Source organism: Streptomyces sp. NPDC030222, from assembly GCF_055573115.1.
In genome coordinates, this window is record NZ_JBVICA010000013.1 from 16,688 (window position 1) to 38,052 (window position 21,365).

20 protein-coding genes are annotated in these 21,365 nt (G+C 68.9%); 3 read left to right on the forward strand and 17 right to left on the reverse strand.

Features of this window, described 5'->3' with window-relative positions; translation table 11 throughout:
* The first annotated feature begins 488 nt into the window (after nt 1-488).
* Nucleotides 489-3,848: a DNRLRE domain-containing protein gene (locus ACZ4Z5_RS19575; RefSeq protein WP_468264387.1), complete on the forward strand. Its 3,360-nt coding sequence runs from the start codon at nt 489-491 to the stop codon at nt 3,846-3,848.
* A 121-nt stretch (nt 3,849-3,969) separates the two neighbouring features.
* On the opposite strand, the gene ACZ4Z5_RS19580 is transcribed toward ACZ4Z5_RS19575, so the two are convergent.
* The gene (locus ACZ4Z5_RS19580) at nt 3,970-4,803 is read right to left on the reverse strand and encodes a hypothetical protein (protein WP_468264389.1); all 834 of its coding nucleotides are present in this window, start codon (nt 4,801-4,803) and stop codon (nt 3,970-3,972) included.
* A gap of 198 nt (nt 4,804-5,001) precedes the next feature.
* On the opposite strand from ACZ4Z5_RS19580, the gene coaA reads away from it, so the two are divergent.
* Entirely contained in the window at nt 5,002-5,979 is a 978-nt protein-coding gene (coaA, locus tag ACZ4Z5_RS19585) for a type I pantothenate kinase (RefSeq protein WP_468264391.1), read from the forward strand.
* Between the two features lie 18 nt (nt 5,980-5,997).
* Here coaA and ACZ4Z5_RS19590 read toward each other — a convergent pair whose 3' ends face one another.
* The 6 genes from ACZ4Z5_RS19590 to ACZ4Z5_RS19615 form a co-directional block, all read right to left on the reverse strand.
* A complete protein-coding gene (locus ACZ4Z5_RS19590) occupies nt 5,998-7,404 on the reverse strand; it encodes an alpha/beta hydrolase family protein (RefSeq protein WP_468264393.1) in 1,407 nt (468 codons plus the stop codon).
* A gap of 85 nt (nt 7,405-7,489) precedes the next feature.
* Nucleotides 7,490-8,848, reverse strand: a complete 1,359-nt coding sequence (gene glmM / locus ACZ4Z5_RS19595; protein ID WP_468264395.1) for a phosphoglucosamine mutase — start codon at nt 8,846-8,848, stop codon at nt 7,490-7,492.
* Nucleotides 8,849-8,974: 126 nt separating this feature from the next.
* Entirely contained in the window at nt 8,975-9,493 is a 519-nt protein-coding gene (gene rpsI / locus ACZ4Z5_RS19600) for a 30S ribosomal protein S9 (RefSeq protein WP_468264397.1), read from the reverse strand.
* Between the two features lie 42 nt (nt 9,494-9,535).
* Entirely contained in the window at nt 9,536-9,979 is a 444-nt protein-coding gene (rplM, locus tag ACZ4Z5_RS19605; protein ID WP_310765027.1) for a 50S ribosomal protein L13, read from the reverse strand.
* 216 nt (nt 9,980-10,195) lie between these two features.
* The gene (locus ACZ4Z5_RS19610; protein ID WP_468264399.1) at nt 10,196-11,440 is read right to left on the reverse strand and encodes a glycosyltransferase family 87 protein; all 1,245 of its coding nucleotides are present in this window, start codon (nt 11,438-11,440) and stop codon (nt 10,196-10,198) included.
* Between the two features lie 65 nt (nt 11,441-11,505).
* Nucleotides 11,506-13,125, reverse strand: coding sequence for an ATP-binding cassette domain-containing protein (locus tag ACZ4Z5_RS19615; RefSeq protein WP_468264401.1), 1,620 nt, complete (start codon nt 13,123-13,125; stop codon nt 11,506-11,508).
* Between the two features lie 70 nt (nt 13,126-13,195).
* On the opposite strand from ACZ4Z5_RS19615, the gene ACZ4Z5_RS19620 reads away from it, so the two are divergent.
* Complete coding sequence (locus tag ACZ4Z5_RS19620; protein ID WP_468264403.1) at nt 13,196-14,011, forward strand: hypothetical protein; 816 nt, start codon at nt 13,196-13,198, stop codon at nt 14,009-14,011.
* Nucleotides 14,012-14,048: 37 nt separating this feature from the next.
* Here the strand turns inward: ACZ4Z5_RS19620 and truA are convergent, their stop codons facing one another.
* The 10 genes from truA to secY all read right to left on the reverse strand — a co-directional run bounded on the left by truA (nt 14,049) and on the right by secY (nt 21,304).
* A complete protein-coding gene (truA, locus tag ACZ4Z5_RS19625) occupies nt 14,049-14,903 on the reverse strand; it encodes a tRNA pseudouridine(38-40) synthase TruA (RefSeq protein WP_468264405.1) in 855 nt (284 codons plus the stop codon).
* A gap of 78 nt (nt 14,904-14,981) precedes the next feature.
* Nucleotides 14,982-15,476 carry a 50S ribosomal protein L17 gene (gene rplQ / locus ACZ4Z5_RS19630; RefSeq protein WP_468264407.1) on the reverse strand — a complete coding sequence of 165 codons (495 nt, stop codon included), beginning with the start codon at nt 15,474-15,476 and terminating at the stop codon, nt 14,982-14,984.
* 80 nt (nt 15,477-15,556) lie between these two features.
* Complete coding sequence (locus ACZ4Z5_RS19635; protein WP_003956430.1) at nt 15,557-16,579, reverse strand: DNA-directed RNA polymerase subunit alpha; 1,023 nt, start codon at nt 16,577-16,579, stop codon at nt 15,557-15,559.
* 219 nt (nt 16,580-16,798) lie between these two features.
* Nucleotides 16,799-17,203: a 30S ribosomal protein S11 gene (gene rpsK / locus ACZ4Z5_RS19640; RefSeq protein WP_003948617.1), complete on the reverse strand. Its 405-nt coding sequence runs from the start codon at nt 17,201-17,203 to the stop codon at nt 16,799-16,801.
* A 66-nt stretch (nt 17,204-17,269) separates the two neighbouring features.
* Nucleotides 17,270-17,650 carry a 30S ribosomal protein S13 gene (gene rpsM, locus ACZ4Z5_RS19645; protein ID WP_468264409.1) on the reverse strand — a complete coding sequence of 127 codons (381 nt, stop codon included), beginning with the start codon at nt 17,648-17,650 and terminating at the stop codon, nt 17,270-17,272.
* A gap of 199 nt (nt 17,651-17,849) precedes the next feature.
* The gene (gene rpmJ / locus ACZ4Z5_RS19650) at nt 17,850-17,963 is read right to left on the reverse strand and encodes a 50S ribosomal protein L36 (RefSeq protein WP_003956441.1); all 114 of its coding nucleotides are present in this window, start codon (nt 17,961-17,963) and stop codon (nt 17,850-17,852) included.
* 59 nt (nt 17,964-18,022) lie between these two features.
* A complete protein-coding gene (infA, locus tag ACZ4Z5_RS19655) occupies nt 18,023-18,244 on the reverse strand; it encodes a translation initiation factor IF-1 (protein WP_003956442.1) in 222 nt (73 codons plus the stop codon).
* A 152-nt stretch (nt 18,245-18,396) separates the two neighbouring features.
* Nucleotides 18,397-19,242, reverse strand: coding sequence for a type I methionyl aminopeptidase (gene map, locus ACZ4Z5_RS19660; protein WP_468264411.1), 846 nt, complete (start codon nt 19,240-19,242; stop codon nt 18,397-18,399).
* Nucleotides 19,243-19,331: 89 nt separating this feature from the next.
* Nucleotides 19,332-19,991 (reverse strand): adenylate kinase, encoded by a 660-nt coding sequence (locus ACZ4Z5_RS19665; RefSeq protein ID WP_468264413.1) that lies wholly within the window; start codon nt 19,989-19,991, stop codon nt 19,332-19,334.
* Entirely contained in the window at nt 19,991-21,304 is a 1,314-nt protein-coding gene (gene secY / locus ACZ4Z5_RS19670) for a preprotein translocase subunit SecY (protein ID WP_468264415.1), read from the reverse strand. Before secY ends, ACZ4Z5_RS19665 begins: the two co-directional genes overlap by 1 nt.
* Nucleotides 21,305-21,365 lie beyond the last annotated feature (61 nt).

Here is a 21,365-nt window from a genome sequence, read left to right on the forward strand (position 1 = left end):
GAAAGACCATTTCATTTTGAAGCAGACATCTACGAACATTGGATTCCGAATGGGAGGATCGCGAAAGGCGTTATGCCTGCAACAGGATGTTTTCGTAGCCCGAGCACTGCCTCTTTGTGCCCGTCGGCCGTCCACAGATGCAGGGGCGCGTCGGCGGAATGCTCTTTCCCGGACGGGTGACCTTCCCTTCACGTGGTGATCACGTATGTGGATGGCAAGAGGGCAATCAGTCATGCTTCTGCCGCACCTCGGCCCGGTCCATGCCCCCATGCAGACCGCTGCGCCCCCTTCCCGTCGAAGGGGCGAGGTCCACAAGCAAGGTCGCGGCGCTCGCCCACTCCGATGTGCGAGGCCGTCCAGGGAGGGAAGCCAGAACCGTGGATCGTCCGGAACGTCGTCGTCTCATCCGGGGCCGGCCCCGGCGTGCCGCGGCAGCGGTGGCGACTCTCGTAGCCGCCGCTCTCGGCTTCGGTCTTCTGGGACCGGACATGGGTCTCGGGGAAGACGCCCCCGAGCGGAAGGCGGCGAAGCCGGCCGACCAGCGCGACGAGAGCGCCGCGCAGGCCGAGGCCGTGCGCACCGGGAAGCGGGTCGAGGTCACCGCGCTGCGCAGCGCCACGTCGACGACGTACGCCCTGCCCAACCGCACGTTCGAGCTGACTGCCCACGGCGCGCCCGTCCGCGCCAAGGTGGACGGGGTCTGGAAGCCGATCGACACCCGGCTGAAGCGCACGAAGGACGGCTGGGCGCCCAAGGCGGCGGCCGACCCCGTGGTGTTCTCCGCCGGCGGCGGCAAGAGCACGAGCACGCGGAAGGAGACAGCAGCCTCCGGATCCGTGCACCGAGCCGTCTTCACCGTTGCCCGCGGCGCCGACCAAGTGGTTCCGGCTGCGGATGACGACGCGACGTACACGGACCTCGTCACGTTCTTCTCCTCCGGGCACGAGGTCACCGTGAGCTGGCCCGGGACACTTCCCGAGCCTGTCGTCAACGGCTCCAGGGCTCTGTACCAAAACGTGTTCGCCGGGGTGGACCTGCTGCTGACCGCGAAGGACAGCGGCTTCAACCACGTCCTCGTGGTGCACAGCGCCGAAGCGGCGGCACAGGCCCAGCTGAGCAAACTGACCTACCGGCTGACCTCCCCCGACCTGACGTTCCGCCTTGACCCGATCACGAAGGTGGTCACGGCGAAGGACCAGTCCGGCAAGGAGGTCGCGGTCTCTCCCACCCCGTACATGTGGGACTCGGCGGGCACCCCGGCCGAGACGCAGGGAAGCGACCCCCAGCCGTCGGAGCCGACCCCCAGCACGTACCCGTCGCCCTCGTACTCCGAGGAGCCGCCCGGGCCTCCGCCCACCTTCCCGAGCGGCGAGTATGGCGAGGACACGGCGGCGCCGGAGGCGACCGACCCACCCAACCCCGGGGCGTCGGCTTCGCCCACGCCGTCCTCCACGGATCCCGAGCCCAGTCCGAGTGCCGACGGCACTGCCCAGCAGTCCGCGTACGGCAAGACCGGCACGACATGGGGCGGCGGCGTCCGCAACGCCGCCTTCCGTTCCGTGACGACCACCGGCAACTCGCCCAGTAGCGAGCAGGTCTTCGCCCTGACCGGGCTGAAGGGGCCCCAGCCCGGAACCCACACCGCAATCGGCGACGCGGGGCTCGTCGGCGAGGGAAGCACGGCTGCCACACTGACCGTCACCCCGGACACCGGTCTGCTGACCGGCGAGAACACCGTCTGGCCGGTCTTTGTCGACCCTTCGATCACGGGTAAGACCCACAACTGGACGACCGTCTACAAGAAGTACCCCAACTCCAGCTTCTACGACGGCGCCAACTACAACACCGGCACCACCGAGGCCCGTGTCGGCTACGAGGCGGACACCTGGGGACTGTCCCGGTCCCTGTTCCGCCTGGGCTGGACTTCCAGCTTCAAGGGAGCGGTGGTCATCTCCGCCGAGATCAGGCTGCTGGAGACCTACGCGTGGTCGTGCACCGGTCGGGAGATGCAGGTGTGGCACACCGACGGCATCTCCTCCTCCAACACCTGGAACAACCAGCCGGTCTGGCGCACGCAGCTCGATGCGAAGTCATTCGCCCACGGCTACAACAGCTCGTGCCCCGACTCCTATGTCACCTTCGAGGGCAAGGCCATGGCTCAGGTCGCGGCCGACACAGGAGCGACAAGCGTCAACATCGGTCTGAAGGCCGGGGACGAGGTCTCCACCACGCCGTGGAAGAAGTTCCAGGCCGAAGGCGAAGCCGCACCCAAGATCACTATCGTCTACAACCGGAAGCCGCTTGCGCCGACGAGCCTGGCCATGACGCCGGGCCCGGACTGCGACACGACCCTGCCCTACGGTTCGGTCGGCAAGAGCGATCTGAACTTCTCCGCCGTCGGTGGCGACCACGACGGTGATCTGCTGGAACTGCACTTCGAGGTGTGGACCGGGTCGACGCAGATCGTCGACAGCCACCGGACGCCCACCAGCCAGGGTCTGGCCGACGTCACCATCCTTTCCAGCAAGTTCGCCAACGGGAAGACGTACGGCTGGCGGGTACGGTCCATCGACTCCACGGGTGCCGCCTCACCGTGGAGCCCTAGCAGCGGGGTGTGCGGTTTCGTCTACGACTCCACCCGCCCGGACTCGCCCGAGGTCACGTCCGCCGTGTTCCCGCCCCCGGGCGAGGACGGCAACACCTGGTCCACCGTCAGGTTCGGCGAAACCGGGCAGTTCACCTTCGGCCCCCGGAGCAGCACGGACATCGTCAGGTACGAGTACTCGTTCAACACCACGACCTACAGCAAGAGCGTGACCGTCACCCCTCCCGCGGGTGCCACCCTCACGCTGGCACCTCCGGTCGCAGGGGCCAACGTGCTGTACGTGCGCTCCGTGGACACCGCCGGCCAGGTGTCCGAACCGACGGCGTACACGTTCTACGTGAAGCCGCGGGACAACGGGGATGCCCCCGGTGACGCGAACGGAGACGGCCAGCCCGACCTGTTCATGGCCAACTCGGCGGGCGACCTGCGGCTCTTCTCGTCCACGCGTACCGGCGACATCCACACGTCGCTGCCCGCCGCCCACAAGGGCGGGGACAACCTGGAGTCGACGGAGGGATACTCCGGCTACTGGAAGGATGCCAACGGCAACCCGGCGCTCATCACCCACAACGGCGACTTCCTGCCCGGTGACGGCATCCAGGACCTGATCGCCCGGATGCCCGACGGGAAGCTGTACCTCTACCGCGGCGACGGCTACGGCAGCGTCGACATCGAGGAGCGCCTGGAACTGGTCCTTCCGGCCGGTGCCCCCTCTCCCAGCGCGTTCACTCAGATCCTCGCGACCGGTGACATCACCAACGACCGGCGCCCGGACGTGCTCGCGACCGCGGGCGGCGAGTTGTGGGCTCTGGTCGGGTACACCGGCGGAACGTTCATGAGCGCCACCAAGCTCGCGGCGACGGGATGGGACCAGCTCGACCTGGTGAACGTCGGGGACGTCAACGCGGACGGCGAGGCAGACCTCGTCTACCGCAACTTCGCCGACAGCCGTCTGATGCTTCGCCATGGAAAGGCCGCTTCTGGGGGCGGCACTCTCCTGAGCTCGCTGGGCAGCGCCGCGGCCTCGCTGAACGGGACCGACGCGCAGTACGGCACCGGATGGAGCGCCACCGGCATCCCGCTGATGATGGGCACGCCCGACGCCACGGGTGACGGCATTCCCGACATCTGGGCCCTGGCCGCCGACGGCACCATCCGGTTCTACACCTGCACCAGCACGTCGGGCGGCAGCGCGGCCACCGTCACCGGCGGCGGATGGGGAAGCACGAAAGCCTTCGGCTGACCTCGCCGAAGGCGCTCCCGGCGGCACAGAAACCGGGAGGCCTCTTCACAAAAGCCGTCACCGGCCGGTTCCACCGGCCGGTGACGGCTTTTGTGTCCGGTCGTGCCTCCGATGGGCCGGCTCAGGCAAGCCGCAGCATCTGGGCGTCGACGACCTCTGCAGGGAAGGGGACGTCCTTCCCTTCCTTCTGCTGCGGCGCCGTACGCCGGGTGCTGAACGTGACGACGACGGCGTCCTTCCGTAGCACGACGACCTTCACCGGTGTCCTTGCCCCGTCCTTCTCGGCCGTCACGGTGAAAGCCATCGCCTGATCGGCACCGGCGGGCGCCAGCTCCCGGGTGATCTTCGTGACCTGCTGTGTCACGCCCTTGATCTCGAGTGGGAACCCGCCAGAGCACTTGGTGGACGCATCGCTGATGGCGGCGAGTACCGCTTCCGCATCGCCTTTCTGTCCGTACGAGGCGAGGGCCACCAGTGTGGAGCCGGCTGCTCCGGCAGCCTCCCGGATCTCGGTCGACACCGGACTGCCGTTGGCTATGCCGGACATGGCATGGGCGAATGCCTCGCAGGAGCCTTCGCCGATGCGCACGTCCTTCGCGGCGATGCGCTCACTCGCCCCCGGCACCACGACGGTATGGCCAGGCACGTCCTTCGGGCCAAGAACCATCGAGGTCAGCCCCGCTAGCGCCCCTGCCTGCGCACTCGGCTCGATCTGAACGCGCAGGCCGCCATCGGCTGTGCCCCCGCCGTTGCTGCCCACAGCGGTGCAGCCGGTGGTGAGCGCGGTGCCCAGAGCCACGAAAGCGCCGGCCGAACGCAGACATGTGGCGGCTTTTTTCACAGGGTGTCCCTTTTCCTCTTCATATTCGCCACCCCCGGAACGTCTGGAAGCCGCAAATACCCTTGTTCCCGCTCGATTCGCAGTGCCTTTGTCGTCGCGGAATCCGAGCGCCACGGGTAGACCGTGCATCCCTGGATTCTCTGCCACCGATACCGGGCACTGACAGTCGGCCCCCTGTTCGACCCACACCTGAAAGGCACGACGGCACTCTCACTACGGGCGCCAGGGATCATCCGAATCTCCGAGTCCCGCGCACCCCCGCGTGACCGACCCCACCCCCCACAGCGGCCCCGGAGACACGACAATGGCCCTGTGATCACTTCGCCGCCACGAAGCGCCCACCGCAAGACGGAGCCGACGCCATACGTCGATCTGACCCGGACCGAGTGGAGCGCGCTGCGCGACAAGACGCCGCTGCCCCTCACCGCCGAGGAGGTCGAGCGGCTGCGCGGGCTCGGCGATGTCATCGACCTCGACGAGGTGCGGGACGTCTACCTGCCGCTGTCGCGGCTGCTGAACCTGTACGTGCAGGCCACCGGCGAGCTGCGGGGCGCGCTGAACACCTTCCTCGGGGAGACCGGGGCGCAGCGCGGCACGCCGTTCGTGATAGGCGTCGCGGGCAGCGTCGCGGTGGGCAAGTCGACCGTCGCACGGCTGCTGCAGGCGCTGCTGGCCCGCTGGCCGGAGCATCCGCGGGTGGAGCTGGTGACCACCGACGGGTTCCTGCTCCCCATGGCGGAGCTGCGGGCGCGCGGTCTGACGTCGCGGAAGGGGTTCCCCGAGTCGTACGACCGGCGGGCCCTCACCCGGTTCGTCGCCGACATCAAGGCGGGCAAGGAGGAGGTGACCGCGCCGGTCTACTCGCACCTGCTGTACGACATCGTGCCCGATGAGCGGCTCACCGTGCGCCGCCCCGACATCCTCATCGTGGAGGGGCTGAACGTGCTGCAGCCGGCCCTGCCCGGCAAGGACGGCCGCACCAGGGTGGGCCTGGCCGACTACTTCGACTTCAGTGTGTACGTGGACGCCCGCCCCGAGGACATCGAACGCTGGTACCTCAACCGCTTCCGGAAGCTGCGCGACACGGCCTTCCAGGACCCGGACTCCTACTTCCGCAAGTACACCCAGGTCGACGAGGACGAGGCGCTCGACTACGCACGCACCATGTGGCGCACGATCAACGGGCCGAACCTGCTGGAGAACGTCGCGCCCACGCGGGGGCGGGCCACCCTGGTCGTCCGCAAGGGGCCCGACCACAAGGTCCAGCGGCTGTCGCTGCGCAAACTGTGACCGCCTGGGGGTGTCCGGCTAGCCGAGCGTGGCGTCGAGCCAGTCGAACACCACGTCGCAGTGCTGCTGCGGGGCCATCGGGGAACAGTGCAGCTGTGCACCGGTGGCCGTGGTGAGCTTCACGTAGTCCTTGGGTGCCGTCAGCTTGTCGAACATCTCGCGCGGCTGGCCGGGATAGAACTGCTCGTAGTCGTAGTCCAGCACCAGCGTGGGCGTCTTGATGCGGCCCACGACGTCGGTGATGTCCATGGCCTCGACGCGGGTGGCCGGGGTGTAGAAGTCGGTGAACATCCTGCCCTGGCGGGCGGCGAGCATCACCGGGACGGAGAAGGGCTCCATGCGCTTCTTCAGCGTCGCGGCCTCGGCGGGGGTCAGTGCGGGGACGACCTCCTTGTTCCAGATGGCGTTGGTGTCCTCCTTGCTCGGCGTGAGGATCTGCCGGATCTCCGGGGGGAAGCCCAGCCACGGCGAGAGACAGCCGGGCATCGCCACCAGAGCGGCGATCCGCTCCTCGAACGCCGCGGCCCGGGGTGCCAGGTCACCGCCCATGCTCAGTCCGGTCAGCGCGATGTTGCCGGTGTCCACGTCGTCGCGGGCGGACAGCCAGTCGAGCAGCGGCGAGACGACGTTCTCCCAGCGGGATGTGAAGACCACCTGGTCGACGAAGAGCAGTTGGCCCTGGCCCGGCCCGTCGTACACCAGTGCGTTCCAGCCGCGTGACAGGGCGGCCTGGACGCCGTACGTCCACATGTCGACGTTCTGGCCGTCGCTGCCGTTGGTGAGGATCACGGTGCGCCGCCGCTTGCCGGAGTCGTCCGGCCGGAAGAACCACACCGGGAGCGGCGACTTCCCGTAGGGGACGTTCGCCGTCACCGGCGGCATCGCGCACAGCTTGCAGAAGGTGTCCCAGGCGCCGCGACCGGCCTTGTAGAGCTGCTCCTCGCTGCCGGGGGCGTCGGAGCCGAGGACGAAGAACAGCGCCTGGCCGTAGTACTGGGCGGCCCGCAGCGCACGGAAGCGCCGGGTCTCCCGGTCGGGCTTGCTGCCCGGGGGGGCCGCCATCAGCTGGTCGCCGAGCTTCCTGAAGGTCTCGACGTAGCTCTGCGAGGAGAGGCCGGCCTTGTTGATCGCGTTCACGGCGGTGAGCACCTCGCCCACCTCGGCGGCTCCGTAGCCGGACCCGCCGAGCGCGAGGAGCCCGTTGAAGTTGAACGCGGGATCGTCGAAGAGCGTCATCACCCCGGGCGTGGCGGCGTTCGCCGCAGCGGAGGCCGACGCCGTCGGACTGGCGGTGGGGCCGCTCGCGGTCGGCGCGCCCGACAGCGTGCATCCCGCGGTCATCACGGCGCCGGCCCCACCGACGAGCCCGGCGAGGGCGCCGCGCCTGGTGGGGCCGGATGGACGGTCTCCGGATACGTACGTCATACCGTCCGAACGTACGAGCCGGGTCTCCCGGCCCCACCGCGCGACACCCGCCGTTCCCCCGAACGGCTCCCCGCGCGGTTCCCGGTCAGCCGAGCGCGGACTTCACCGCGTCCGCGAGCCGGCCAGCGACCGCGCGGGCCTGCTCGATGTCGGCCGCCTCGACCATGACGCGGACCAGCGGTTCCGTGCCGGAGGGGCGGAGCAGGACGCGGCCGGTGGCGCCGAGCTCGCGCTCGGCGTCGGCGACCGCCGCGGACAGCTCGGCCGACGTGGAGACACGGGACTTGTCGACGTCCGGGACGTTGATCAGGACTTGCGGCAGACGCTCCATGACGGACACCAGGTCGGCCAGCGAACGTCCGGTGGCGGCGACGCGGGCCGCCAGCATCAGACCGGTGAGGGTGCCGTCGCCGGTCGTCGCGTGGTCGAGGACGATCACGTGGCCGGACTGCTCGCCGCCGAGCGCGTAACCGTGCTCCTTCATCGACTCCAGGACGTACCGGTCGCCGACCGCGGTCTGGACCAGCTCGATCCCTTCGCGCTCCATGGCGATCTTGAAGCCGAGGTTGGACATGACCGTGGCGACGACGGTGTCGTTGCGGAGCCGGCCGGCCTCGCGCAGGGCGAGCGCCAGCACCGCGAGGATCTGGTCGCCGTCGATCTCGTTGCCCTCGGCGTCCACGGCGAGGCAGCGGTCGGCGTCACCGTCGTGCGCGACGCCCAGGGCCGCGCCGTGCTCGACCACGGCGGCCTTCAGCAGGTCCAGGTGGGTGGAGCCGCAGCCGTCGTTGATGTTCAGGCCGTCCGGCTCGGCGCCGATCGTGACGACCTCGGCGCCGGCCCGCGCGAACGCCTCCGGGGAGACCCGGGCGGCGGCGCCGTGCGCCTCGTCGAGGACGATCTTCAGACCGTCGAGCCGGTTCGGCAGCACACCGATGAGGTGTGCGACGTATTTGTCGAAGCCCTCGTCGTAGTCCGTGACCCGGCCGACGCCCGCACCGGTCGGGCGGTTCCAGGGGGCACCGGTGCGGTGCTCCTCGTACACGGTCTCGATGCGGTCCTCCAGCTCGTCGGCCAGCTTGTGGCCGCCGCGCGCGAAGAACTTGATGCCGTTGTCCGGCATGGCGTTGTGGCTCGCGGAGAGCATCACGCCGAGGTCGGCGCCCAGCGCACCGGTCAGGTACGCGACGGCCGGGGTGGGCAGCACACCGACACGGAGGACGTCGACACCCGCACTGGCGAGGCCCGCCACGACGGCGGCCTCCAGGAACTCCCCGGACGCACGGGGGTCGCGGCCGACCACCGCCTTCGGCCGATGGCCCTCGAAGGTGCCCGCCTCGGCGAGCACATGTGCCGCGGCGACCGACAGGCCGAGCGCGAGCTCCGCCGTGAGATCCGCGTTCGCGACACCGCGCACACCGTCCGTGCCGAAGAGTCGTCCCACTGCTGTCCTCCATTGCGATCCACCGGGCGCCCCCTTGCGACGCCCGGCACTGGCCCTAAACGGGCGCCCCGGCGGCACGTGGTGTGCCGCCGGGGCGAACGTATGCCGTGATGGCAAGCAGGCGGATTAGCGCTTGCTGTACTGCGGCGCCTTGCGCGCCTTCTTCAGACCGGCCTTCTTGCGCTCGACCGCACGGTCGTCACGCTTCAGGAAGCCGGCCTTCTTCAGCGGGCCGCGGTTGTTGTCCACGTCCGCCTCGTTCAGCGCACGGGCGACGCCCAGGCGCAGGGCACCGGCCTGGCCGGAGACACCGCCACCCGCGATGCGGGCGATGACGTCGTAACGACCGTCCAGCTCCAGGACCTTGAACGGCTCGTTGACTTCCTGCTGGTGCACCTTGTTGGGGAAGTAGTCCTCAAGGGTGCGACCGTTGATCTTCCACTTGCCGGAGCCCGGAACGATCCGGACACGGGCAATGGCGTTCTTGCGACGGCCCAGGCCGGCCGCAGGCTGCGGCTCGCCGAAGCGGGACGCCATCGACTCGGTGGTGTACTCGCCCTCGACGGGGGCCTCGGACTCGAAGGTGGTGACCTCGGCGTAGGTCTCCTCGCCCTCGGCGACGTCGAAAGTGGTCTCGTCGGCCACGATTCTCCTCAGATTCTCTTCAGTCTTAGGGGGTGGCCGGACTTACTGCGCGACCTGGGTGATCTCGAACGGCACCGGCTGCTGGGCAGCGTGCGGGTGCTGGTCGCCCGAGTAGACCTTCAGCTTCGAGAGCATCTGACGGCCCAGGGAGTTCTTCGGGAGCATGCCCTTGACGGCCTTCTCCACGGCCTTCTCGGGGTTGTTCGCGAGAAGGTCGTCGTAGCGGACGGAACGCAGACCACCCGGGTAGCCGGAGTGGCGGTACGCCATCTTCTGGGTCCGCTTGTTGCCGGACAGGTGCACCTTGTCGGCGTTGATGATGATGACGAAGTCACCAGCGTCAACGTGCGGCGCGTAGATCGGCTTGTGCTTGCCCCGCAGAAGGGTGGCGGCAGTGGTCGCCAGACGACCCAGGACGACATCCTGGGCGTCGATGACGTGCCACTGGCGGGTGACATCGCCGGGCTTGGGGCTGTACGTACGCACGGTCGTAGCCTTCGCTTCTTCAGTGGTGGGTATCTCCTGGGGCCGCGAGGCCCAGGAGACGGGTCCTGACAAGGCCACCACGGACGATCACGACAGCCCTGGTCGCACGTCGGGGACGCAACCCGAGTGCCTACCGCTGGTCATCGGCCCGGTGAGCCGGCGTAGAAGCCACTCTCGTGAGATTGAGCAAGCCAATACGCATAACGAACCAGCAGCTTACCCGCCGTGCCCCGGACGGGTCAAAACGAGGTCCTCGCCCGGCGCTGCGGCCGGCTCGGGCACCTCCACACGTTCCGTTTCCGCCGTGCCGGGCGCAGGCCGGCGCAGGCAGCACCACATCAGCGTGGCGGCCAGACCGCACAGGGCGGCCGAGTCCTTGAACGCCCGCCGGTTGTCCACCTCGGACACGTACGGCCACTGGAAACCGCCCACCTGCGGCACCAGCGCGATCCAGAACCACGGCGTCCGGGGCGCCGAGCCCGGCACCGCGGCGGAGGCCAGCAGCAGCGGCAGCACCACCAGCAGATAGTGCTCGAAGGACGGCCGCGACACCAGGAACGTGGCGAGCATCAGCATCGTGGCGGTCTCCACGAGCCGCAGCGGCCCCGGGTCGTCCTGCCGCCAGCGCCGCCAGGCGCACCACAGACCGAGCCAGGCGGCACCCACCGCCACCAGGAAGGCCACCGGCTCCGGCACCCCCAGCCGCGGCAGCACCGCGACCGGAGAGGCGTCCCACAGCATCGCCATCTCGTCCTGGCCGCGCAGCAGGAACGGCAGCGTACGGGTCAGGAAGAGGCCTGGGTCCGGCATCAGCAGCGCCCCTGCGGCCGAGGCCCCCAGCGGAAGCAGCACCGCCGCCGCGAGCGCCTTCCACTGCCGGGCCAGCACGAACACCACCAGCACCGGCACGAGCATCGGCTTCAGGGCGACGGCCGCCCCGATGACCACCCCCGCTCCCACCCACCGGGACCGGTGCGCGAGCAGCAGCGCGAGCGGCAGCGCCGCCGCCGACACGGCCGTCCAGTTGCCGAGCATCACCAGATGGGCGAACGGCGCGAAGCACAGCGCCAGCCCGCCCGCACCGAGCGCGGCGAACCGGCTGCCCACCGGCACCGAGAAGATCCGCAGCGAGCACCACCAGCCCGCCAGCAGCAGGATCAGCACCACCTCCGGCACCAGCCAGCGCAGCACCTCCTGCGGCAGCAGCGCCTCCGGCACGGCGGCGATGGCCGCACTCGGCAGATAGAGGAACCGCTCGTCGGCGTACGGCGACCTGCCGTCCAGCAGCGCCTGCCCGGCCTGCACCACGAAGGCGTTGTCGAAACCCGCCCAGGGCTTCCTCACCGCATCAAGGGGGACGACGATCAGCAGCACACCGGCCGTGGCCCGGCAGACCCAGGATGCGGGCTGCAGCAACCACTCCACAACCGGTGACGTTTCGTTCGCTTTGGCCGTTTTCATGCGCAGATGCTAGGGGCGTGCCCCACCGCCACGCCCGTATGACCCGCCGCCGGTCACGGACCGTCTCAACGCACCCGTTCCACCCGCCGTTCGTCCCACACCGGCTCCGCCGTCTCCCGCACCACTCCGTCGGAACCGAAGACCAGACAACGGTCGAAGGCACGGGCGAACCAGCGGTCGTGGGTGACCGCCAGCACCGTGCCCTCGTACGACTCCAGCCCCTCCTGGAGGGCCTCCGCCGACTCCAGGTCCAGGTTGTCCGTCGGCTCGTCCAGCAGGAGGGCCGTCGTACCGGCCAGCTCCAGCAGGAGGATCTGGAAACGCGCCTGCTGCCCGCCGGACAGCTTGTCGAACGACTGGTCGCCCTGCCGCTCCAGCTCGTAGCGGCGCAGCACCGACATGGCACCGCCGCGGTCCTTGGCGTGCTCCTTCCACAGGATGTCGACCAGCGTGCGACCGGCCAGCTCCGGATGGGCATGGGTCTGCGCGAAGTGCCCGGGGACGACCCGCGCGCCCAGCTTCCACGCGCCGGTGTGGGCCACCTCCTCGCCCGCCAGGAGCCGCAGGAAATGCGACTTGCCGGAACCGTTCGACCCGAGGACCGCGACCCGCTCGCCGTAGAAGACCTCCAGGTCGAACGGCTTCATCAGACCGGTCAGCTCCAGCTTCTCGCAGGTCAGCGCCCGCACACCGGTCCGTCCGCCGCGCAGCCGCATGGTGATCTCCTGCTCGCGCGGCGGCTCCGGCGGGGGCCCCGCCTCCTCGAACTTCCGGAACCGGGTCTGCATCGCCCGGTAGCGCGAGGCCATGTCGGGACTGATCGCCGCCTGCTGCCGCAGCCGGTGCACCAGCGCCTTCAGCCGCGCGTGCTCCTCGTCCCAGCGGCGCCTCAGCTCCTCGAACCGCGCGAACCGCTCCCGCCGTGCCTCGTGGAAGGTGCCGAAGCCGGCGCCGTGCACCCACACGTCCGACCCGGCCGGGCCGGGCTCCACGCTGACGATCTTCTCCGCCGCGCGCGCCAGCAGTTCCCGGTCGTGGGAGACGAAGAGGACCGTCTTGCGGGTCTCCTTCAACCGCTCCTCCAGCCAGCGCTTGCCGGGGACGTCCAGATAGTTGTCCGGCTCGTCCAGCAGCAGCACCTCGTCGGGCCCGCGCAGCAGCGCCTCCAGCACCAGACGCTTCTGCTCACCGCCGCTCAGCGTGCGCACCTCGCGCCACTGCGCCTTCTCGTACGGGACGCCGAGCGCGGCCGTCGTGCAGATGTCCCAGAGCGTCTCGGCCTCGTACCCGCGCACCTCCGCCCAGTCGCTCAGGGCCTGCGCGTACCGCAACTGCGCCTTCTCGTCGTCCACGGTCATGATCGCGTGCTCGGCCGCGTCCACCGCCCGCGCCGCCTCCCGGATCCGCGGCTGCGCCACCGACACCAGCAGGTCACGGACCGTACGGTCGTCCCGCACCGAACCCACGAACTGCGGCATCACACCGAGACCGCCGCCGACCGTCACCGTGCCCCCGTGCGGCTGGAGCTCCCCCGAGACCAGCCTCAGCAGTGTCGTCTTGCCGGCGCCGTTGGCGCCGACCAGAGCGACCACCGCACCCTCACCGACCCGGAACGACACATCTCCGAGCAGCACCCGCCCGTCCGGCAGGTAGTACTCGAGATGCGCCGCCTCTACATGTCCCATGCCCCGCATTCTCCAGGGCCGCCCCGTCCGCCCCAACACGTTTTCCGGTGGGGCGCTTAGGATGCGCGGCATGAACTATGGGCAAGGGGGGACCCCCGACTGGGCCGCGCTGGCCGATCAGGCCGAGGCGCGCACCCAGCGCAGAAAGATACTGTGGATGGCGGGCGGCGCCGTCGCCACCGCGGCCGTCGTGGCGGTCGTGGCCACCGCCATCGTGTCGGCGAGCGGCGGGAAGCCCGGTCCGGCCGCGGCCTCCGGCAACCTGCCGGCGCCGGAACAACTGCCCGGCCAGAGCGGCCAGCCGGCGCCGACCTTCTCGTCCGTGGCGCCTCCGCCGCCGCCGGACCCCAAGGAGTTCATCTCCTCCGCCGAGAAGGACAAGGCCCCGCTCGGCCCGGACACCCTCTTCCCCGGCAAGAAGCTGACGATGGGCGACCGTGTCTACGCCAAGGGCCCGGTGAGCCGCACCACCAACTGCGCGTCGGCCACCGAGGGTTCCCTCGGCACGGTCCTCACCCGCAACGGCTGCCAGGAGGTCATCCGCGCCACCTACACCAAGGACGGCATGGCGGTCACCGTCGGCGTCGCGGTCTTCAAGGAGGCCGACCTGGCGGGCCGGGCCAAGGCCGAGGCCAACGGCGCGATCGCGCCGCTGTCCGGCAACGGGGTGCCGCAGTTCTGCCACTCCACCGTGTGCCGCCGCACCACCAACAGCGTGGGCCGCTACGCGTACTTCACGTACACCGGCTTCACCAACGGAAAGCGCGTCACCCAGGGCGACACGGCAGCCTTCCAGACCGGCAACGACCTGGCCGAGTTCACGTTCCGTCAGATCTGGGCCCGGGGCCAGCAGCAGGCCTCCGCGGCCGCCCAGCAGCAGCAGTGACCGTCCGGGCCGCCGCGCCGACGGCCCGGGAACCGGCTCAGCAGCAGCCGCCGGCGGGGAGGGTCCGCTTGTTCCGGGCCTCGCGGCTGCGCCAGGCGAGCAGTTCGTCGGCCGGGTAGCCGACCTCCTCCAGCGTGAGCCCGTGCGGGCGTACGACATGGACCGCGGAGTCCCGTACGCCCGCCGCCAGCACCTTCGCCGGCCAGTCCGCCGGGCGGTGTCCGTCGCCGACGAACAGCAGCGCGCCGACCAGTGAGCGCACCATGTTGTGGCAGAAGGCGTCGGCCTTCACGGTCGCGGTGATGATCCCGGAGGCATCCCGCTCCCAGCTGAGCTGCTGGAGCGTACGGATGGTCGTCGCACCCTCGCGCTTGCGGCAGTACGCGGCGAAGTCGTGCTCGCCGAGAAGCTTCTCCGCGGCCTCGTTCATCGCGTCGACGTCCAGTGGCCAGTCGTGCCACAGCACATGGCCGCGCAGCAGCGGATCGACCCCGCCGTGGTGGTCGGTCACGCGGTAGGCGTAGCGCCGCCAGACGGCGGAGAAGCGCGCGTTGAAGCCCGCGGGGGCCTCCGCGACCCTCCACACCCGGACGTCGTGCGGCAGCCGGCCGGCGAGCCGCCGCAGCAGCTTCTCCGCATGCTCGGCCCACACCGTCTCCGGCAGGTCGACGTGGGCGACCTGACCACGGGCGTGCACACCGGCGTCGGTGCGTCCGGCGACCGTCAGCTCGTACGTCTCGGACGACCGCGTCACGGTGCGCAGCGCGTCCTCGATCTCCTGCTGCACGGTCCGCTGCCCGCGGGCCTGCTTGGCCCAGCCGGAGAAGTCCTTGCCGTCGTACGACAGATCCAGCCGCACCCGGACGTGACCGGGCTCCACCTCATCGCTCACGCGATCCATCCTCTCAAGCCGAACGGGCCCGCCCCCCGTGCGGGGGACGGGCCCGTCCGTCAGCCTTCAGAACGCGGTTCAGGCGTCCTTCTGCTCCTCGGCCGGAGCCTCGGCGGCGTCCTCGGCCTTGGTCTCCTCGGCCTTGGCCTCCTCGGCCTCCTTGACCGCACGCTTGGCGGCGGCCTCGGCCTCGGCGACGGTCGCCTTCTTCGCGATCTCACCCTCGACCAGCTCGATCACAGCCATCGGGGCGTTGTCGCCACGACGGTTGCCGATCTTGGTGATGCGGGTGTAGCCACCCGGGCGCTCGGCGTAGCGCGGAGCGATCTCGGTGAAGAGCGTGTGGACGATGCCCTTGTCCGTGATCGTCTGCAGCACCAGGCGACGGTTGTGGATGTCGCCCTTCTTCGCCTTGGTGATCAGGCGCTCGGCGACCGGACGCAGGCGGCGGGCCTTGGCCTCGGTCGTGGTGATGCGGCCGTGCTCGAACAGCGACTTCGCGAGGTTCGCGAGAAGCAGCTTCTCGTGCGCGGCGCTGCCGCCCAGACGGGCACCCTTGGCGGGCTTCGGCATGGTGTTTCTCCTTGTGATCTGCACCGGCCGTATCAGGTACCGGTGTCAGGACCCCGCAGGCGGACGCCTGCGGGCAGCTATCAGTACTGCTCGGTCTCGACGAAGCCCGCGTCCGCGTCGTCGTCGGCGCCGAAGGCGTCGGCGGCAGCGGTCGGGTCGAATCCGGGCGGGCTGTCCTTGAGGGCCAGGCCCATGCCGGCCAGCTTCGCCTTGACCTCGTCGATCGACTTCGCACCGAAGTTGCGGATGTCGAGCAGGTCGGCCTCGGAGCGGGCGACGAGCTCACCCACGGAGTGGATGCCCTCGCGCTTGAGGCAGTTGTAGGAGCGGACCGTGAGCTCCAGCTCCTCGATCGGCAGCGCAAGGTCGGCGGCCAGGGCGGCGTCCGTCGGGGACGGGCCCATGTCGATGCCCTCGGCGTCGATGTTGAGCTCGCGGGCCAGACCGAACAGCTCGACCAGGGTCTTGCCGGCGGACGCCATGGCGTCACGCGGGCGCATGGCCTGCTTGGTCTCGACGTCGACGATCAGCTTGTCGAAGTCGGTGCGCTGCTCGACTCGGGTCGCCTCGACCTTGTAGGTGACCTTGAGCACCGGCGAGTAGATGGAGTCGACCGGGATACGGCCGATCTCCTGGCCCACCTGCTTGTTCTGGACGGCGGAGACGTAGCCGCGACCGCGCTCGACGGTCAGCTCCATCTCCAGCTTGCCCTTGCCGTTCAGCGTGGCCAGGACCAGGTCGGGGTTGTGGACCTCGACGCCGGCCGGCGGGGCGATGTCGGCGGCGGTGACCAGACCCGGGCCCTGCTTGCGCAGGTACATCACGACCGGCTCGTCGTGCTCGGAGGAGACGACCAGCTGCTTGATGTTCAGGATCAGGTCGGTGACGTCCTCCTTGACGCCCGGCACGGTGGTGAACTCGTGCAGGACACCGTCGATCCGGATGCTGGTGACGGCGGCACCGGGGATCGAGGAGAGGAGCGTACGGCGGAGCGAGTTGCCGAGGGTGTAGCCGAAGCCCGGCTCCAGCGGCTCGATCACGAACCGGGAGCGGTACTCGTCGACGACCTCTTCGGTCAGCGAGGGACGCTGAGCAATCAGCATGTGTGGATCAGATCCTTCAGTCGGGGGCGCCCGCTATTTGACGCCCTCTTCTTCTGCAAGGGTACGGGCGGCACGGCCCTGAAGGGCCGTACCGCCCGAATCCCCATAGCGGCCGTGCGTCGGACGCGGCGGCGCTTCGGCGGACGGCAGCCGTACCGCGGCATGTGGGGGGCGACCCCCACACCCCCAGCAGAGGGCTCGCCCGCCGGAAGGCGTGCGTCAGACGCGGCGGCGCTTCGGCGGACGGCAGCCGTTGTGCGGGGTGGGGGTGACGTCCTGGATCGAACCGACCTCGAGGCCGGTGGCCTGGAGGGAGCGGATCGCGGTCTCACGGCCGGAGCCGGGACCCTTGACGAAGACGTCGACCTTGCGCATGCCGTGCTCCTGCGCGCGGCGGGCGGCCGACTCGGCGGCCATCTGCGCGGCGAAGGGGGTGGACTTGCGCGAGCCCTTGAAGCCGACGTGGCCGGCGGAGGCCCAGGAGATCACGTTGCCGGTCGGGTCGGTGATCGAAACGATGGTGTTGTTGAACGTGCTCTTGATGTGCGCGTGGCCGTGAGCGACGTTCTTCTTTTCCTTGCGGCGCACCTTCTTGGCAGCGCCCTGGCGTCCCTTGGGGGGCATGCAATTCTCCCGTGGAGGTGGTCGGTCCTACGAGCGAAGACCGTTTGGACAGTCGTCCGCTGTGGACTACTTCTTGCCCGGCTTCTTCTTGCCGGCGATGGCGCGACGCGGGCCCTTGCGGGTGCGGGCGTTGGTGCTGGTGCGCTGACCGCGGACGGGCAGGCCACGACGGTGGCGCAGACCCTGGTAGCAGCCGATCTCGACCTTGCGGCGGATGTCGGCCTGGATCTCGCGGCGGAGGTCACCCTCGGTGCGGAGGTTGGCGTCCACGTACTCGCGGATCTTGACCAGGTCCTCTTCGGCCAGGTCACGAACGCGGGTGTTCGGGTTCACGCCGGTGGCGTCGAGGATCTCCTTGGACCGGGTGCGCCCGATACCGAAGACGTAGGTGAGTGCGATCTCCACACGCTTCTCGCGCGGGATGTCAACACCGGAAACGCGTGCCATTCAATGGCTCCTGTGTGTTGTCGGAGGTCTTCCGCAGAGCCGTTCCCTGGCCGCCGACCGCTTCCGTGGAAGCAGTGGTACGTCCGGGTCCCCGGCCCCCGCCGGAGGTGTCGCCGACCCTTCCGGGCTGGGCGGACTCTGCGTATGTACGTATTGCTTGCGTCGCGCGAATGAACTGCGAAGTGCAGGTCGGCGTGCGTCAGCCCTGGCGCTGCTTGTGGCGCAGGTTGTCGCAAATGACCATGACCCGGCCGTGGCGGCGGATCACCTTGCACTTGTCGCAGATCTTCTTGACGCTCGGCTTGACCTTCATGGGATGTGAGGTTCTCCGGGTCAGTGCCATCACCCCACGGGAGGGGGTGCGGGCAAGATCTACTTGTAGCGGTAGACGATCCGCCCACGCGTCAGGTCGTACGGGGAGAGCTCCACCACGACCCGGTCATCCGGAAGAATACGGATGTAGTGCATCCGCATCTTGCCGCTGATGTGCGCGAGGACCTTGTGACCGTTCTGAAGCTCCACCTTGAACATGGCGTTCGGCAGAGACTCAATGACAGTGCCCTCGATCTCGATGGCACCTTGCTTCTTGGCCACGCTTCGCCCTTCGAATCGGCTACCTTGATCGACTCCCGTCCCGCCGCGCAAAGCATGGGGGTACACGAGAGCCGACGCATCAGTCTACGTCAGGGCATCCCAAAAGACGAATCGGGAATCTCTGCCCAGTCGTGGAGATCGTTAAGCGCAGGTCAGGCGAGGGGGTCCGGAGCGGTCGTGATACCGAATTCCGCGAGCTTCGCCTTTCCGCCGTCCGGCGCGGTCAGGACCAGCGGACCCTGCTCGGTGAGGGCGACGGAGTGCTCCCAGTGCGAGGACCAGGAACCGTCGGTCGTGATGACCGTCCAGTCGTCCTCCAGCACCTCGGTGCGTGCGGTGCCCAGCGACACCATCGGCTCGATGGCCAGGCAGAAGCCGGGGACCAGCTTCGGGTTGTGGCGGCCGAGGAGCCGGCGCTTGTCCACGTAGTTCAGCAGGTGCGGGTCCATGTGCATCTCGGAACCGATGCCGTGCCCGCCGTACTCCTCGATGATCCCGTACTTGCCGGAGGCCGGGCGGGGCTGGCGGCGGATGTAGGACTCGATGGCACGCGACACGTCGACGAGGCGGCTGCCCTTCTTCATCGCCGCGATGCCGGCCCACATCGACTCCTCGGTCACCCGGGAGAGCTCGATCAGCTCCGGAGCATGACCGCTGCCCACGAACGCGGTGTACGCGGCGTCGCCGTGCCAGCCGTCGACGATCGCGCCGCAGTCGATGGAGATGATGTCGCCGTCCTTCAGGACGGTCTTCTCGTCGGGGATGCCGTGGACCACGACCTCGTTGACCGAGGTGCAGATCGTGGCCGGGAATCCGCCGTAGCCCAGGAAGTTCGACTTCGCGCCGTGCTCGGCGATCACCTTGCGGGCGACCTCGTCCAGGTCCTTCGTGCTGGCCCCGGGAACGGCCGCCTCACGAGTGGCGGCATGGATGGCGGCGACGACCAGCCCCGCCTCGCGCATCTTCGCGATCTGCTCGGGAGTCTTCAGCTCAACCATTGCGTGCCTTCCACCTCTGAAGTCTTGAAGCCCAACACTACGGCCGCGGCGTCACCGGGACACCGCGGCCGTAGCGCTCGATACGTATGTCAGGCGGCCTGTTCGCCCTTGAGGGCGGACATGGCGCGCGCGGTCACCTCGTCGACCTTGCCGAGCGCCGAGATCGTGACGACCAGACCCTGGTTCCGGTAGTAGTCGATGATCGGCTCGGTCTGCGTGTGGTAGACCTCCAGCCGGCGGCGCACCGTCTCCTCGGTGTCGTCGTCGCGCTGGTACAGCTCGCCGCCGCAGACGTCGCAGACGCCCTCCTGCTTCGGCGGGGTGTACGTCACATGGAAGACGTGCGCGCTGTCGTTGCGGCAGATCCGGCGGCCCGCGATCCGCTTGACGACCTCGTCCTCGGGGACCTCCAGGTCCAGGACCGCGTCCAGCTTCATGCCCTCGGCCTTGAGCATCTCGTCCAGCGCCTCGGCCTGCGAGACGTTCCTCGGGAAGCCGTCCAGCAGGAAGCCGCCCTCGGCGTCCGGCTGCTCCATGCGGTCCTTGGCCATCCCGATGGTGACCTCGTCCGGCACCAGGTTGCCGGCGTCCATGAACGCCTTGGCCTGCTTGCCGAGCTCCGTACCCTGGCTGATGTTCGCCCGGAAGAGGTCACCCGTGGAGATGTGCGGGATGGCCAGGTTCTTGGCGAGGAACGCAGCCTGCGTTCCCTTGCCGGCACCGGGCGGTCCGACGAGGACGATTCGCATCAGCGGAGGAACCCTTCGTAATTGCGCTGCTGGAGCTGGCTCTCGATCTGCTTCACGGTCTCCAGACCCACACCCACGATGATGAGGATGCTCGTCCCGCCGAACGGGAAGTTCTGGTTCGCGCCGAACCCTGCCAACGCCATCGTTGGGACGAGAGCGATCAGACCCAGATACAGCGAGCCCGGCCAAGTGATCCGGTTGAGCACGTAGCTCAGATACTCGGCAGTAGGTCGACCGGCCCGGATGCCCGGGATGAAGCCACCATACTTCTTCATGTTGTCCGCGACTTCCTCGGGGTTGAACGAGATGGCCACGTAGAAGAACGCGAAGAAGACAATCAGGAGGAAGTACGCGGTGATGTAGTACGGGTGGTCGCCCTTGGTGAAGTACGTGGCGATCCAGTTCTTCCAGGAAGAGTCCGAGCTGGAGAACTGTGCGATGAGCGCCGGGATGTAGAGCAGCGACGACGCGAAGATGACGGGAATCACACCCGCCTGGTTCACCTTCAGCGGGATGTAGGTGGAGGTACCGCCGTAGGAACGGCGGCCGATCATGCGCTTCGCGTACTGGACCGGGATCCGGCGCTGGGCCTGCTCGACGAAGACGACCAGGGCCACCATGACGAGGCCCACCAGGATGACGGTGCCGAACTCGATCCAGCCCTTGGCGAGCTTGCCCTGGAGCTTGATGGCCCACAGCGCGCCCGGGAAGCCGGCGGCGATCGAGATGAACATCAGGATGGACATGCCGTTGCCGACACCGCGGTCGGTGATGAGCTCGCCCAGCCACATGACCACGGCGGTACCGGCGGTCATGGTGATGACCATGGTGACGGTGACGAAGATCGACTGGTCGGGGACGATCTCACGGGCCACCGGGCAGCCGCTGAAGAGCGCGCCGGTGCGGGCGGTGGCCACCAGGCCGGTGCCCTGCAGAATGGCGAGCGCCACGGTCAGGTAGCGGGTGTACTGCGTGATCTTCGCCGTACCCGCCTGGCCCTCCTTCTTGAGGGCTTCAAGCCGTGGAATGACCACAGTCAGCAGCTGCAGGATGATGCTGGCGGTGATGTACGGCATGATGCCGAGCGCGAACACCGTGATCTGCAGCAGTGCGCCACCGCTGAACATGTTCACCAGGCCGAAAAGGCTGTTGCCCTGCTGGGCCTGGTCGACACAGATCTGGACGTTCTTGTAGCTCACACCAGGGATCGGGATCTGTGACCCGAGCCGGTACAGCACGATGATGCCGAGCGTGAAGAGCAGCTTCTTGCGCAGGTCGGGCGTCTTGAACGCCCGGGCGAACGCGGTGAGCACGGTGCCTCCTGCGACCCCCGCGCTATGCGTCAGAGGTGACGGTCTTGAGGTTCGACGAATA

Excerpts from the sequence above, each read along its gene's own strand:
- ACZ4Z5_RS19610 (WP_468264399.1), bottom strand. The coding sequence starts at position 11,440 with ATGAAAACGGCCAAAGCGAACGAAACGTCACCGGTTGTGGAGTGGTTG.
- rpmJ (WP_003956441.1), bottom strand. The coding sequence starts at position 17,963 with ATGAAGGTCAAGCCGAGCGTCAAGAAGATCTGCGACAAGTGCAAGGTG.
- rpsK (WP_003948617.1), bottom strand. The coding sequence starts at position 17,203 with ATGCCCCCCAAGGGACGCCAGGGCGCTGCCAAGAAGGTGCGCCGCAAG.
- ACZ4Z5_RS19665 (WP_468264413.1), bottom strand. The coding sequence starts at position 19,991 with ATGCGAATCGTCCTCGTCGGACCGCCCGGTGCCGGCAAGGGAACGCAG.
- map (WP_468264411.1), bottom strand. The coding sequence starts at position 19,242 with ATGGTTGAGCTGAAGACTCCCGAGCAGATCGCGAAGATGCGCGAGGCG.
- ACZ4Z5_RS19575 (WP_468264387.1), top strand. The coding sequence starts at position 489 with ATGGGTCTCGGGGAAGACGCCCCCGAGCGGAAGGCGGCGAAGCCGGCC.
- ACZ4Z5_RS19620 (WP_468264403.1), top strand. The coding sequence starts at position 13,196 with ATGAACTATGGGCAAGGGGGGACCCCCGACTGGGCCGCGCTGGCCGAT.
- rpsM (WP_468264409.1), bottom strand. The coding sequence starts at position 17,650 with ATGGCACGCGTTTCCGGTGTTGACATCCCGCGCGAGAAGCGTGTGGAG.
- rplQ (WP_468264407.1), bottom strand. The coding sequence starts at position 15,476 with ATGCCGAAGCCCGCCAAGGGTGCCCGTCTGGGCGGCAGCGCCGCGCAC.
- ACZ4Z5_RS19590 (WP_468264393.1), bottom strand. The coding sequence starts at position 7,404 with ATGACGTACGTATCCGGAGACCGTCCATCCGGCCCCACCAGGCGCGGC.
- ACZ4Z5_RS19635 (WP_003956430.1), bottom strand. The coding sequence starts at position 16,579 with ATGCTGATTGCTCAGCGTCCCTCGCTGACCGAAGAGGTCGTCGACGAG.
- ACZ4Z5_RS19615 (WP_468264401.1), bottom strand. The coding sequence starts at position 13,125 with ATGGGACATGTAGAGGCGGCGCATCTCGAGTACTACCTGCCGGACGGG.